Below are 11,804 nucleotides of genomic sequence, written 5' to 3'. Positions count from 1 at the left end.
TCCCTGAACTTCGCCGCGAATTGCGCGGTGGCGATCGGGCTGATCGAGCTCATGTCGATGACCAGCTTGCCGGCTGAAATCCCTTCGAGCACGCCACCCGGCCCGAGCAGGACGCGCTCCACGTCGGGCGTATCGGGCAGCATGGTGATGATGATTTCGCAAACCCGCGCCACTTCCGCCGGGGAAGCCAGCACCGACGCTTTCAGATCGGCAGGCAGAGGAGAGCGATTGAGCACCGTGACGATCTCGTGCCCGGCATCGGCAAGATGCCGCGCCATCGGCGCGCCCATGACGCCAAGTCCGATGAAACCGATTTTCATGCGCAACTCCCGTGCTCGCCAGAGCGTCTTGCAGCTCAATGGAGGCGTATGATATAGGACATCATACAAATTTCAATGCCTCTTCCACTGGAGACCGATCGCAAATGCAAGAGCGCGTCAATTCGCTGAAGGCGGCCGTTAAGGCCGGCCGGCCTCATATCGGCATCTGGTGCTCGCTGGCTTCAGCGCTGACCACAGAAGTGGTGGCTGGTTCCGGAGCGGGCTGGCTGCTGATCGACGGCGAGCACAGCCCCAACGATCTGCGCAGCATCATGGCGCAGCTTCAGGTCGCGGCGGCATTTCCGTGCGAGGCGGTGGTGCGCCTGCCGTCCGACGATCCCAACCTGATGAAGCAGGCCCTGGATGTCGGTGCCCGCAGCCTGATGATTCCGAATGTGCGCACGCCGGACCAGGCGCGCGCAATCGTCGCGGCGATGACCTATGCTCCGGGCGGCTTCCGCGGCTTCTCGGTCGGCCATCGCGCCAACGCCTTCGGCCGTATCGCCGGGTATCATGCGAAAGCGCGCGAGCAGCAGCTGTTGGCCGTGCAGATCGAGGACGCGGCCGGCGTCGCCAATGCGGCTGAGATCGCAGCGGTGGAAGGCGTGGACGTTCTGTTTGTCGGGCCCGGCGATCTTTCCACGAATATGGGTGCGATGGGCAATCCCGGCGCTGCGCATGTGCAGGAAGCGATCGCTTCCGTGCGCAAGGCCTCGGCCGCGGCAGGCAAGGCGAGCGGGATTTTGGCTCCCGTGAAGGCCGACGCCGACCGTTATCTCGCCGACGGCTTCACCATGGTTGCCGTCGGTTCCGACCTCGGCCTGCTGGCGCGGGGCTCGGACGCCCTGATTGCGTCCTTCAACCTCTAGACTCGGGAGACGGCCGTGGCGATCCCCCCTTACAAAGCACCCTCGCGCTACGCCTACGACATCGTCATCGTCGGCGGTGCCGTCATCGGCTCGTCGACGGCATATTGGCTGAGCCAAGCGCTGGGCAGCGGCGCCTCGATCCTCGTGGTCGAGCGCGACTCCAGCTACGAATTCTCCTCGACGGCGCTCTCCACCAGCGCCATCCGCCAGCAATATTCCAATCCGATCAATGTGAAGATCAGCCAGTTCGGCATCGAGATCATCCGCGGTTTCCAGGAGCGGATGGCGCCCTTCTACACGAACGAGCCGGCGCCCGATCTCGGCTTCAAGGAGCACGGATATCTCTATTGCTGCTCGCCGGAAGGCGTGGAGGCGGCCAAGGAGCGGGTCGAGCTGCAGCGCAGCCTCGGCGCCCACACCGTCTTCCTCGAGCCGGGTCCGCTGAAGGAACGCTTCCCCTGGCTGAATGTCGACGATCTCGGCGGCGGTTCGTGGGGTGCGCGCGAAGAGGGCTGGTTCGATTCCATGGGCATGTTGAACGGCTTCCGCCGCGCCGCCCGCGCCAGCGGGGTCGAGTACATCGACAATGCCGTGACCGGACTGGATGTCGTCGATGGGCGGGTTGTCTCCGCTCGGCTGGCGACCGGCGAGACAGTCGCTTGCGGAACCCTGGTCAACGCCGCCGGCCCGCGAGCGCAGCAGGTCGCTGCCATGGCCGGCCTTTCCATCCCGGTAGCCCCGTACAAGCGCTACAGCTTCGTCTTCGCCAGCGCCAACCCGATCCCTGGGCGAATGCCCAACGTCATCGACCTTTCCGGCACTTTCGTGCGCCCGGAAGGCGAGCTCTTCCTCACCGGCAACACGCCGCAGGGCGACGGGCCGGCCGATTACGACGATTTCGAAATGCATTTCGAGGAGTTCGACGACTATATCTGGCCGGCGCTGTGGCACCGCATTCCGGCCTTCGACGCGCTCAAGGTCCAGACCAGTTGGACCGGCCACTACGAATACAACATGCTCGACCACAACGGCATCGTCGGCTTTCACCCGGAGCTGAAGAACTTCATGTTCGCCAACGGCTTCTCAGGGCACGGCCTGCAGCAGTCGCCGGCGGTCGGCCGGGCGGTGTCGGAGCTGATCGTTCACGGCGCCTTCCAGACGCTGGACCTTTCACCGTTGTGTTACGAGCGCATCCCGCGCAATGAACCGTTCCTGGAAGAAGCGGTGATCTGAACGGTTCGGGGGAATTTCACTCGGCGGCCTGAACGTGCCGGGCGTCGATGATCGCCCTTATCTCCGAGCGGCACGAACCGCAGTTGGTGCCGGCGCGCAGCGTCGACCCGATCGCCTCCAGACTGTCGCAGCCCGCAGCGACCGCCGAAGCGAGCTGGTTGACGCCGATGTGGAAGCATGAGCACACGACCCGCCCGATGGCGGGCATCGGCGCTGGTGAACGCCCGGAAAGAAGCGCATGGCGATCGCCTGCCGACAGCGGCTGGCGGGTGGCCAGCAGCGAGACCAGCCAGTTCCGCGTCGGCAACTGGTCTGGAGCGGCGACCAGCACGGCCTCAGCCATGGCGCCGCCTTCGTCGATCGCAGCGGCGCGATAAGCGAGCCCGCGGCGATCGGTGTATTCGAGCAGTTGATCCTGCCGTTGAACGCCGAGCAGCTTGCGCGCCAGAAGAATGCCCTGGTCCGGCGGCTCGGTCCCTGTCAGTTCGTAGACCCAGCCGCCTTCGACCGCGTAGCGGCTCCAGTGGACGAAACCGGTCGGCCTGAGGTCGCGCCACGTGATGAGCACGCCGGCCCATCCAGTGTTTTCGCGCACGATTCTGACTGGGACATGCTTCAGTTCCGGCTGGCCGGAATGCGGGTCGGTGACAGGCGAGGACAGCAGGCCGGTGGCGGCCCTGGCCGCGAACTGGCCGCTCCAATGCATGGGCATGAAGGCATGGCCGCGCCGCTGCGCGTTGGTCACACGTACTCTCGCGCGCACGAAACCGAAGCGCGTCGACAGATGGGCAAGGTCACCATCCTTGAGCTGGTGCGCGGCCGCATCCGCCGGATTGAGGTCGACCGCCGGTTCCGGCGTGTTGGCCATCAGGCGCGGCACGGTGCCGGTACGCGTCATGGTGTGCCATTGGTCGCGCAGCCGGCCCGTGTTCAGCGCAAGCGGATAGTCCGCATCGACTGTAAACGCCGTCGCCTCCTGCCGCACCGGCAGGAAACGCGCACGACCGTCCGGTGTCGGGAAACGACCGTCCGCAAACAATCTCGTCTGGTACTCGCGCGATTCTGGTGCCGGCCAGTGGCGCGGCGCGAAGCCGGCATAGCCCGCATCGCTGAGGTCCATCAGGCCGCCCAGATCGAACAAGCGCCCCCCATTGTTCTCGAAAGCCGAGAGCGCGGCATGCTCGCGGAAGATTTCGGCCGGCGTCTGGTAGGCAAAAGCATCGCCGAAGCCCATGCGCGCGGCGACCTCGCAGATGATGCGCCAATCGGCTTTCACTTCGCCCGGCGACGGCACGAACGGCCGCTGACGCGAGAGGCGCCGTTCCGAATTTGTGACCGTGCCGTCCTTCTCGCCCCAGGCAGCGGCGGGCAGCAGCACGTCGGCATAGCGCGTGGTGTCGGTGCGGGTCACATCCGAAACCGCGACGAAATCGCATTTGGACAGGGCGGCGCGCACGCGCGACGCGTCCGGCATGCTCACCGCGGGATTAGTGCCCATGATCCACAGCGCCTTGATGCGGCCGTCGGCAACCGCCTGGAACATGTCCACGGCCTTCAGCCCGCCGCGTCGCGCGATTCCGGGCGCCTTCCAGAAGCGGGAGACCCGCTCGACAGCGGCCTGATCCGCGAAGTCCATGTGCGCGGCAAGTTGGTTGGCGAGGCCCCCCACCTCGCGGCCGCCCATGGCGTTCGGCTGGCCCGTGACCGAGAACGGCCCCATGCCTGGCTTGCCAATGCGGCCGGTGGCGAGGTGGCAGTTGAGGATGGCGTTGACCTTGTCGGTTCCATGTGCCGACTGGTTGACGCCCTGGCTGTAGACGGTGACCGTCCGTTCGGTGCCGGCGAAGATCTCATAAAAGGCCTGGACATCCGTGGCCACCAGCCCGCAGCCTTTTGCGACGCGCGCGACCGACGGCGCATCGGCACCGGCCAGCGCGGCAGCGGCTTCGAAGCCCGATGTGCTGGTGCGGATGAAATCCGCGTCGATCTTTCCGCTCTGGACGAGATGCGCCAGAAGGCCGTTGAACAAGAGCACGTCCGTGCCCGGATCAAGCGCCAGGTGCAGGTCGCATTCGTCGGCCGTGGCGGTGCGGCGCGGATCGATGACGACGATCCTGGTTCCGCGTTCGCGCTGCGCCGCGAGCATGCGCTGGTAGAGCACGGGGTGGCACCATGCGGTGTTGGAGCCGGTGAGCACGATCAGATCGGCGTGCTCGAAATCCTCATAGACACCGGGAACGATGTCCTCGCCGAAAGCGCGGCGGTGGCCGGCGACCGACGACGCCATGCACAGCCGCGAATTGGTATCGATATTGCCCGAGCCGATGAAGCCTTTCATCAGCTTGTTGGCGACGTAGTAATCTTCGGTAAGCAACTGGCCGGAGACATAGAAGGCGACCGAGTCCGGCCCATGCTCGGCAATCGCGTCCGAGAATTTCGCGGCGACGAGGTCGAGCGCTTCGTCCCAACTCGTCTGCCTGCCTTGGATTTCGGGCTGAAGCAAGCGGCCATCGAGGCCGAGCGTCTCGGCAAGCGCGGCACCCTTAGAGCAAAGGCGGCCGAAATTGGCCGGGTGCTCGGGATCGCCGCGGACGGTTGCCTTGCCACCCGCGGCGATCTCGGCCACCACGCCGCACCCCACCCCACAATAGGGGCAGGTGGTCCTCACCTCGCGTGCTTCTTCCATGGCTCAGGCTGCTTTCGAGGCCAACGCTTCGAGCGCAATGAACAGCCGTTCGCCTTCGATCCTGACCGGGATCGTCCTAACCGAGCCTTCGTCGGCGCCGAGCGCCTTGCCGGTCTCCAGCGAGATCACCCAATTGTGCAGCGGGCAGGTCACCGCCGCGCCATGGACGATGCCCTGGCTGAGCGGCCCGCCTTTGTGCGGGCAATGGTCTTCGATGGCGAAGACCTGGTCATCCGCGGTGCGGAAAACGGCGATCTTGCCTTGCGGGGTGGCCACGCAACGCGCGCCGCGGCGAGGGACGTCGGAAACGGAGCCGATTGCGATCCAGTTCATTGGGGCACTCCCGTATTTGCTTGATAGGCGAGCGTCCAGGATGGCGCGAACTTCTCCATCACTCGGCCGCCTCGGCGAACCCGACCGAGGCCAGCGGCCGGAACTCGTGCTTGTCTTTGCCGGAGACGCGTTCGGACCACGGGTCGACCTGCGCGAATTTTTGCGAAAAGACGAAGCGCTCGAAGTAGGCGCGGCGCTTCTCCACGTCCTCCAGGACCTGCTTTTTGATCTCGGCGGCACCGACGCGCTTGGCCCATTTGTAGATGCGCTCGAGGTAGCGGGCCTGCTCGCGATACATCTGGACAAGCGCCACGATCACCTCCAGCGCTTCGTCCTCGGTCTTCACCAGACCGAGCACTTCGGTGCCCTTGATGTCGAGGCCGGCGGCGCCAGCGAAGTGGATCTCGTAGCCAGAATCGACGCAGACCACGCCGACATCCTTGCAGGTCGCTTCGGCGCAATTGCGCGGGCATCCCGAGACCGCCATCTTCACCTTGGCCGGGGTCCAGGAACCCCACATGAACTTCTCGATGCGGATGCCCAGCCCCGTCGAATCCTGGGTGCCGAAACGGCACCAGTCGGAGCCGACGCAGGTCTTCACCGTGCGCAGGCCCTTGGCGTAGGCATGACCTGAGACGAAGCCAGCCTTGCCGAGATCGGCCCATACCGCAGGCAGGTCCTCCTTGCGGATGCCAAGCATGTCGATGCGCTGGCCGCCGGTCACCTTCACGGTCGGGATGTCGAACTTATCGACCACGTCGGCGATGGCGCGCAATTCGCTCGCGCTCGTGACGCCACCCCACATGCGCGGCACGACCGAATAGGTGCCGTCCTTCTGGATGTTGGCGTGCACACGCTCGTTGATGAAGCGCGACTGATAGTCGTCGGCATATTGGTCCGGCCAATCGCAGACCAGATAGTAGTTGAGCGCGGGCCGGCACTTCGCGCAGCCGCAGGAGGTCTTCCATTCGAGCTCCTGCATGATGGCCGGTATCGTTTTCAACCCCTTCGCCTTGATCAGGCGCCGCACGTCGTCATGACCGAGGCTCGTGCAGCCGCACATGGGCTGCACGGCCGCCGGATTGTAGGCCTCGCCCAGCGTGAGTTTCAGGAGTTGTTCGACGAGACCCGTGCACGAGCCGCACGAGGTCGAGGCTTTGGTGTGGGCGCGCACGTCGTCGAGCCCGGTCAGCCCTTTGCCGGTGATCGCGCCGGTGATCTTTCCCTTGCAGACGCCGTTGCAGCCGCAGATTTCCGCATCATCCGCCAGTGCCGCAACGGCCGCCAAAGGGTCCGAGGAAGCGCCTCCCTGGAATGCCTGGCCGAAGATCAGCGTGTCGCGCATCTCCGAGATGTCGGTCGCCTTCTTCTTCAAATCGTTGAACCAGGCGCCGTCGCCGGTCTCGCCGAACAGCACCGTGCCGATGATGCGGTTGTCCTGCAGCACGACCCGCTTGTAGATGCCGGCCGATGCGTCGCGCAGGATGATCTCCTCGCGGTCGTCGCCGTCGGCAAAGTCGCCGAGCGAATAAAGGTCGATGCCGGTGACCTTGAGCTTGGTCGGCGTGTCGGAATGGACGAAGCGCCTGTCCTCGCCGTTCGCCAGCCCGGCTGCCGCCACTCGGGCCATCTCGTAGAGGGGCGCGACCAACCCGTAGACATGGCCGCCGACCTCGGCGCATTCGCCGAGCGCCATGATCGCCGGATCGGATGTCTGCATGCGGTCGTCGACGACGATGCCGCGATTGACTTCCAGCCCTGCGTCCTTGGCCAGCGCGATATTCGGGCGGATGCCGACCGCCATCACGACCAGCGTCGCCGGAATGATCGTGCCGTCCATGAGTTCGACGCCCTCGACTTTGCCATTGCCGACAATGGCCTTGGTGTTGGCCTTGGTCATGACCTTGATGCCGCGCGCCTCGACGGCCTTCTGCAGCAGATAGCCGGCAGCCGGATCGAGCTGGCGCTCCATCAGTGTCGGCATGACGTGCAGGACGGTCACGTCCATGCCGCGCTCTTTAAGCCCGGCCGCCGCTTCAAGGCCGAGCAAGCCGCCGCCGATGACGATCGCCTTGGCGCGCGACTGCGCGGCAAGCAGCATGGCGTTGACGTCGTCGAGATCGCGGTAGCTGAGCACGCCCGGCAAGTCCTTGCCCGGCACCGGGATGATGAACGGCACCGAGCCGGTGGCGATGATCAGCCTGTCGTAGCCTTCGGTCACGCCGTGGTCCGAGGTGACGGTCCTCGCGTCGCGGTCGATGGCGACGATCCTGTGGCCCTTGTAGAGGGTGATGCCGTGCTTGATGTACCAGCCGTCGCCATGGATGACGATTTCCTCGAACTCCTTCTCGCCCGAAAGCACCGGCGACAGCATGATGCGGTCGTAATTCACGCGCGGCTCGGCGTTGAAGATGGTGACGGCGTAGCGGTCGGGTGCAGCTTCCAGCAGGTGCTCGAGCATCCTGCCGGGGGCCATGCCGTTGCCGATGATGACGAGTTTCTCGCTCATGTCCGGTCAGCTCCGATCTATTCGGCGGCGTAGGTGAGGGGCGCGGGCTTTACGGCGGCCGCGCGCTCCATCCGGCGGATGGTGGCGTGCATCCAGAGAAGGCACGAGACCACGATGACGAACAGCAGCATGAAGCAGCTCGACCAGACGCCGGTGAGGTCGTTCAGCGCGCCGAAGGCGATCGGCAGGATGAAGCCGCCGAGGCCGCCGATCATGCCCACCACCCCGCCGACCGCGCCGACGCTCTGCGGGTAGTACACGGGGATGTGCTTGTAGACGGCGGCCTTGCCGAGGCTCATGAAGAAGCCGAGCACGCAGGCGACGGCGATGAAGGCGAGCGGGCCGATCTCGACATGGAACGGGATCGGCCCGCTGATACCGCGCACGACGTAATCTGCCGAGGGGAGAGACAGAACGAGGGTCGCGACGGCAGATACGGCGAAGGTCCAATAGAGCACGGTACGGGCGCCGATGCGGTCGGAAAGCACGCCGCCATAAGCGCGGAAAATGCTTGCGGGGATCGAATAGGCGGCCCCGATCATGCCGGCGGTGGCGATGCCGAAGCCATAGACGCCGATCAGATAGCGCGGCAGCCAAAGCGACAGCGCCACGAACGCACCGAAGGAGAAGAAGTAGTAGAAGGCGAAGCGCCAGACCTGCAGGTTCTTCAGCGGCGCGAATTCCTGCCAGAAGCTTCTCGCCGGTACTGCCTTACCGGCACGGCGCTCGCGGATAACCGGATCGTCGCTGGTCATGAACCAGAACACGCCGGCCATGACAACCAGCGCCGCGGCCCAGATCAGCGCGACCGACTGCCAGCCCCAGGCAATCAGTACGAGCGGCGCCAGGAACTTGGTGACCGCAGCGCCGACATTGCCAACGCCGAAGATGCCGAGAGCCGTGCCTTGTTTGCGCGCGGGGAAGAAGCGCGAGACATAGGCGACGCCGACCGCGAAGGAGCCGCCGGCAAGCCCGACGCCGAGCGCCGCGACCAGCATCTGCTCATAGGTATGTGCAAAGGCGAGCAGGAAGGTCGCGACCGCCGCCGCGAGCATGGTCATGGTGTAGACCAGCCGGCCGCCGTAGCGGTCGGTCCAGACGCCGAGCACCATGCGCACGAGCGAGCCGGTGAGGATCGGCGTGCCGACCAGCAGTCCGAACTCGGTCTCGTTCAAGCCGAGCTCCTGCTTTATGCGCACGCCGATGATGGAGAAGATCGTCCACACCGCGAAGCAGACGGTGAAGGCGATGGTGGAGATGACGAGCGCCTGCCGGGAGCTACTGTCCTGGCTGGGCGCGGCTTGGAGGTTTGCGGTCATGGTCGGCTCCGTTTGCGGCGTGGGAGGCACCGCGTGTTGTGTTGATCAAAGGCTCGGCATCGGTCAGCGCGCCGAGGCTGGGACCTGCGCGGTGACTTGCGGACCCTTGGCCTCTCTGTCGTGATTGGTGGGAAACAGCAGAAGCGCGGCGGCGAACCCCACCGCCGTCAGGATGCTGCTCGCCAGGAAATCGCGGCGGGTGAAATCCTTTAGGGGAGCGCCAGTTCCGATCCGTTTCGTCATCGTCGTCTCCGTCCGGCGCCGCCTGGGATCGGCGCCTTCGATTGCGTTTCGGTCCAAAACAAAAAAGCTGCCGACCAGGCCTGTCGCGTCCGTACATCCGGGACACGCGTCGACCTGAGCGGCAGCTTTGCCTGTGGCGCCCGCCATTGGACGCCTGTTCTATTGCCCGCGAGGGGCGCGATTATCTTAAAGCACGAAGCGTGCCAGTTTTGCGTGGAAGACGGATTTCCAGGAGAATCAAAGCGGTAGGCGCTTCAGGCGCCGGCCCGGCCGAGCCGAGACACGGTCAAACGTTGATCAACGGAGCGGGCAGGGCGCACAAATTTTGTGCAATGCACAAGAATGGCGCGCAAATGATCAGTCGCGATTCTGGGCCGCGATGTAGGCATCGATCCGATCGGGATCGAAGATCTGGCCGTCGAAGAATCCGTCCGGGCCGAGCACAAGGCTCGCCCCGGCCGAGCCGACCGGCGTCGCGGTCTTCAGCGCGCCTTCCACTTTGGCGTTGGCGCCGGGCAGGGCCACGCCGAGCGGCTTCAGCGCCGAGCGGTAGAGATCGGGCCGGTAGCAGTCGCGGGCGATCGCCAGGTTTTGCGGCGTATGCGGCAATTGTCCCCAGCGCACCATCTGCGTGTAGAACCAGAGCGCATGGCTCTTCCAGGGAAAGTTCGCCGCCTTGTCGAAGGGCAGGAAGAAAGCCTCAACGCTGCGCTCCGGGCCGCCGCCGAGCTGAAGTCGCCCGGTGAGTGCCGGCATCTGGATCGCCTCCGGCTGCCCGAGGAACGCAGGCTTGGCCATCAGCGCGGCCAGCGCGCCGCGGTTCACCGGATCCTGGCACCAGCGCGCGGAGTGATGCAGCGCTCTCAGCAGCGCCGCCAGCGCGTCGGGGTTTTCCTCGGCCCAGCTTCTGCGCGCGCCGATCACCTTTTCCGGGCTGTTGCGCCACAGCAGCGCCTTGACGGTGACGATGCGGCCGGTGCCGGCGGCGACGGCGGCACTGTTCCAGGGCTCTCCGACGCAATAGCCGTCGATGCGGCCGGCGGAGAGCGCATCGGCCATGAAGGGCGGCGGCACGATGACGATCTCGACATCGCGGTCGGGATCGATGCTGCAGGCGGCGAGCCAGTAGCGCAGCTCGTAATTATGCCCGGAATGCGGATGGACGACGGCGAAACGCAAAGGCTCGCGGCCGGCGGCCGCCCGCTCGCGGATGAGAGCGCCAAGCGCCGTCCCGGCGCGCGCCGGATCGAGATCGGGCGCGGCCCCGTGCGCCGACATGCCTTGCCACACCGCATTGGAGACGGTGACGCAGTTGCCGCCAAGCCCGAGCGAGAAGGGCACTATGGTCTCCGAGGCAAGCGGCGTGAGGCCGAGGCTGCAGGCGAGCGGCATCGGCCCCAGCATATGTGCCACGTCGAAATGGCCGATGGCGATGCGGTCTCGGATGTTGGCCCACGAGGTCTCGCGATGCAGCTTGAGCTCGATGCCTTCGCGGGTGGCAAAGCCCATCTCGCCGGCTGCTACAAGGACGGCGCTGTCGAAGAGCGGCATGAAGCCGGCGGTGATCTGGTGCGCGGCAGTCTTGCTCATTCGCCCTCCAGCGGGCCCAGCAATCCCGCCGCCGTCACCAGGCTCTGGGCGATGTCGGCGATCTTGCGGTTCTGGTTCATGGCGGTCTTGCGAAGAAGCGCGTAAGCGGCCTCCTCGCTCAAGCCGCGCGACTTCATCAATATGCCTTTGGCGCGATCGACGACCTTGCGGTTCTCGAGCTCGCTGCGCGCCTCCTCCAGTTCGCGCGCCATGCGCGAGAAGGCGTTGAAGCGGCTGATCGTCATGTCAAGAATCGGCTTGATGCGCTCCTTCTTCAGCCCGTCGACCACATAGGCGGACACGCCGGCTTCGACCGCCGCCTCGATCGAGGCCCGGTCGGAGCGGTCGACGAACATAGCGATCGGCCGTTTCACTGCTCGCGAAAGCTGGAACATGTTCTCCAGCATGTCGCGGTTGGGGTTTTCGAGATCGATGACGATGACATCCGGCTCGATCTCGGCGATGCGCTTGGCAATGCCGGCCACGTCATGAACAACGGTGACATGGCGATGGCCGGCGTCCCGCAATCCGGCCTCAATGATCGAGGCGCGGATGCGGTTCTCGTCGATAACAAGGATGGTCAACGAACCAGCGGACATGCGCCCTATTGTGCAGCCCGGCCGGAATTGTGCAATGCGGTAGCGTGGTCCGCGGCGACTTTCCCACGCCCAAACGCCGCCGGCCAGTCGCCGATATTCGAAG

General features: G+C 65.4%; 10 protein-coding genes. 2 read left to right on the top strand and 8 right to left on the bottom strand.

From position 1 onward, the window contains the following. A partial coding sequence (locus tag EOA49_RS26230; protein WP_164749289.1) for an NAD(P)-binding domain-containing protein occupies positions 1-320 on the bottom strand: 320 nt, incomplete at its 3' end. A 104-nt stretch (positions 321-424) separates the two neighbouring features. Here EOA49_RS26230 and EOA49_RS26225 point away from each other — a divergent pair. Further along, on the top strand, positions 425-1,189 hold the full coding sequence (locus EOA49_RS26225) for an aldolase/citrate lyase family protein (RefSeq protein WP_095824992.1): 765 nt from the start codon (positions 425-427) through the stop codon (positions 1,187-1,189). A gap of 15 nt (positions 1,190-1,204) precedes the next feature. Next, entirely contained in the window at positions 1,205-2,422 is a 1,218-nt protein-coding gene (locus EOA49_RS26220) for an FAD-dependent oxidoreductase (RefSeq protein ID WP_127241130.1), read from the top strand. A gap of 16 nt (positions 2,423-2,438) precedes the next feature. Here EOA49_RS26220 and EOA49_RS26215 read toward each other — a convergent pair whose 3' ends face one another. The 7 genes from EOA49_RS26215 to EOA49_RS26185 form a co-directional block, all read right to left on the bottom strand. After that, positions 2,439-5,108, bottom strand: coding sequence for a nitrate reductase (locus EOA49_RS26215; protein ID WP_127241129.1), 2,670 nt, complete (start codon positions 5,106-5,108; stop codon positions 2,439-2,441). 3 nt (positions 5,109-5,111) lie between these two features. Then, positions 5,112-5,441 carry a nitrite reductase small subunit NirD gene (gene nirD / locus EOA49_RS26210; protein ID WP_095824989.1) on the bottom strand — a complete coding sequence of 110 codons (330 nt, stop codon included), beginning with the start codon at positions 5,439-5,441 and terminating at the stop codon, positions 5,112-5,114. 58 nt (positions 5,442-5,499) lie between these two features. Further along, a complete protein-coding gene (nirB, locus tag EOA49_RS26205; RefSeq protein WP_127241128.1) occupies positions 5,500-7,950 on the bottom strand; it encodes a nitrite reductase large subunit NirB in 2,451 nt (816 codons plus the stop codon). Between the two features lie 17 nt (positions 7,951-7,967). Further along, positions 7,968-9,269 carry a nitrate/nitrite transporter gene (locus EOA49_RS26200; protein WP_095829417.1) on the bottom strand — a complete coding sequence of 434 codons (1,302 nt, stop codon included), beginning with the start codon at positions 9,267-9,269 and terminating at the stop codon, positions 7,968-7,970. A gap of 63 nt (positions 9,270-9,332) precedes the next feature. After that, positions 9,333-9,512, bottom strand: coding sequence for a hypothetical protein (locus EOA49_RS26195; RefSeq protein WP_127243434.1), 180 nt, complete (start codon positions 9,510-9,512; stop codon positions 9,333-9,335). A gap of 357 nt (positions 9,513-9,869) precedes the next feature. Continuing rightward, positions 9,870-11,102, bottom strand: a complete 1,233-nt coding sequence (locus EOA49_RS26190) for a CmpA/NrtA family ABC transporter substrate-binding protein (RefSeq protein WP_127241126.1) — start codon at positions 11,100-11,102, stop codon at positions 9,870-9,872. Continuing rightward, the gene (locus EOA49_RS26185) at positions 11,099-11,701 is read right to left on the bottom strand and encodes an ANTAR domain-containing response regulator (RefSeq protein WP_066992153.1); all 603 of its coding nucleotides are present in this window, start codon (positions 11,699-11,701) and stop codon (positions 11,099-11,101) included. The genes EOA49_RS26190 and EOA49_RS26185 overlap by 4 nt, the downstream gene beginning before the upstream one ends. Positions 11,702-11,804 lie beyond the last annotated feature (103 nt).

The sequence above is a fragment of the Mesorhizobium sp. M1A.F.Ca.IN.020.04.1.1 genome, from assembly GCF_003997315.1.
Classification (GTDB): domain Bacteria; phylum Pseudomonadota; class Alphaproteobacteria; order Rhizobiales; family Rhizobiaceae; genus Mesorhizobium.
The sequence above is the reverse complement of the archived record's forward strand: the minus strand, read 5'-3'. Positions and strand labels throughout refer to the sequence as shown.

Bases quoted from the DNA above. Each gene is read 5' to 3' on its own strand.
- EOA49_RS26225 (WP_095824992.1), top strand. From the start codon at position 425: ATGCAAGAGCGCGTCAATTCGCTGAAGGCGGCCGTTAAGGCCGGCCGG.
- EOA49_RS26215 (WP_127241129.1), bottom strand. From the start codon at position 5,108: ATGGAAGAAGCACGCGAGGTGAGGACCACCTGCCCCTATTGTGGGGTG.
- nirD (WP_095824989.1), bottom strand. From the start codon at position 5,441: ATGAACTGGATCGCAATCGGCTCCGTTTCCGACGTCCCTCGCCGCGGC.
- nirB (WP_127241128.1), bottom strand. From the start codon at position 7,950: ATGAGCGAGAAACTCGTCATCATCGGCAACGGCATGGCCCCCGGCAGG.
- EOA49_RS26200 (WP_095829417.1), bottom strand. From the start codon at position 9,269: ATGACCGCAAACCTCCAAGCCGCGCCCAGCCAGGACAGTAGCTCCCGG.
- EOA49_RS26195 (WP_127243434.1), bottom strand. From the start codon at position 9,512: ATGACGAAACGGATCGGAACTGGCGCTCCCCTAAAGGATTTCACCCGC.
- EOA49_RS26190 (WP_127241126.1), bottom strand. From the start codon at position 11,102: ATGAGCAAGACTGCCGCGCACCAGATCACCGCCGGCTTCATGCCGCTC.
- EOA49_RS26185 (WP_066992153.1), bottom strand. From the start codon at position 11,701: ATGTCCGCTGGTTCGTTGACCATCCTTGTTATCGACGAGAACCGCATC.